Source organism: Priestia sp. P5_B4, assembly GCF_056400385.1.
The window spans coordinates 1-1,641 of the sequence record NZ_JBFULJ010000851.1 but is presented as its reverse complement, the minus strand read 5'-3'; the positions used below and the strand labels follow the sequence as shown (position 1 = coordinate 1,641).

Annotated in this window: 3 protein-coding genes; 2 read left to right on the top strand and 1 reads right to left on the bottom strand. The window is 37.6% G+C overall.

The window, feature by feature from the left end; translation table 11 throughout:
- On the bottom strand, positions 1-424 hold a 424-nt coding region (locus tag AC1DRF_RS26680; protein WP_477742153.1), incomplete at its 3' end, for a hypothetical protein.
- A gap of 199 nt (positions 425-623) precedes the next feature.
- Between AC1DRF_RS26680 and AC1DRF_RS26675 the strand changes: the two genes are divergently transcribed.
- Together AC1DRF_RS26675 and AC1DRF_RS26670 are read left to right on the top strand one after the other, a co-directional pair.
- Complete coding sequence (locus tag AC1DRF_RS26675; protein ID WP_272911147.1) at positions 624-1,268, top strand: GntR family transcriptional regulator; 645 nt, start codon at positions 624-626, stop codon at positions 1,266-1,268.
- 78 nt (positions 1,269-1,346) lie between these two features.
- The coding region (locus AC1DRF_RS26670) for an alcohol dehydrogenase catalytic domain-containing protein (protein ID WP_477742152.1) at positions 1,347-1,641 on the top strand (295 nt) is incomplete at its 3' end.

Here is a 1,641-nt window from a genome sequence, read left to right as displayed (position 1 = left end):
GCCGTTGAAACAAGTAAAGGATAATAGCTACGGTAGTCATGACAAGGAAAAGCCCAAAATGACTGATATCATACAGATTATAAAGCCCGATTTTAGCAAGAAAAGGAACAATAAGATAACCATGAATCAAATCCAAAATAATGTTAACAATTATGTACAAGATAAACCCCGGATACGTCAGGTAAAAGACAAAGATCGTAATCACAATATGAAGGCAATAAATCGTTGCTCCCATGCTAGTAAGAAAAAATACGTTTTCTTGAACCGTCCACCAGTGCATTTTTTCCGCTACTTGATAGGCGATTGTCATCATTAATGCAGCAAATAACCCTACAGTAAAAAATCGTTTAACACGCTGTTTATCAAGTAGCAGCAGTAAAAACCATGGAATAACAAGAATCCCCCATAATATAATTTGATTCATTCATCTTCCCACCTTTTATTTATCAGTAGTTCTTAGTGTAAGAAAGAGTTGTAAAAATATACATTCTATAAAGAAAACGTTTACAATCAGATTACTTCTCTATATACTAAATCTTGAATACTTGTATACAAGTTGGCTAAGGAAGTGATGACACATTAAAAAGGTAACCTATCCGGAAAAATGGCTTCGCGGAGCCTCGCTGGGAGAGCAAGTTGTAAGCAAATTAAGAATTCAAATTATGAGCGGCGAGCTGAAGAAAGGAACCATACTATCGGAAAATCAGCTCTCGGCAGAGTTTGGAACGAGTCGATCTCCTATAAGAGAAGCGCTGCGGACCCTTTCAAACGAAGGACTCATTGATTTACAGCGAATGGGAGCAGTTGTTATTGGTTTAACAGCTAGGGATTTAAACGAGCTGTACGATGTTCGTCTGCTTTTAGAACATTTTGTCTTAGAACGTCTATCTGAAGTCAACCATGATTCGCTTATTAAAAAGCTTGAGCAAAGTATTGATCAAATGAACATGGCAGCTAAATACGATGACTATGTAGAGTTTGCTTATCAAGATTTGCGGTTTCATGAGCTCGTGATTATCGAAGCAGGCCACAAACGGATATTAAAATTGTGGGAAAGCATCCGTGAAATTATTTTAGCTGCTCTTTTAATTACCACTGAAAAAAGATTTCGAGATGATAAAGCAGCTGTGCTCCCACTGATAAAGCAGCATCATGAAATGATTAAAGCATTAAAGTCTCAAAATACAGAACGTATTCAAGATGAAGTGAAGCGTCACTTTGAAGACACGCGAAATACGATAACAGCTTCACTTTTGAATGAAGCATAAAAAAGGATAAAAGATTCAAAATGTTTTTGGACCTTCTTATCTTTAACTTGTCGACAAGTATACAAAGGGGATGGAAAAATGAAAGCAGGTGTCTACGTTTCAGAAACAAAAGCCGTTATGCAGCAAAAAGCGAAACCGGTTATAAAAGAAGGAGAAGCGCTTGTAAAGGTATCTCATGCTGGAATTTGCGGAACGGATATGATGATTTATTTTGGAAAACATCCTAGATCACAAGCGCCACTTATTATGGGGCATGAATTCAGTGGAGTTATAGAAGAGATCCGAGGGGAAACGAAATTTTCTTTAGGTGACCGCATAGCAGTTGAACCTACGCTTAGCTGCAGAACGTGTGAAGCCTGTGTAAGAGGACAGT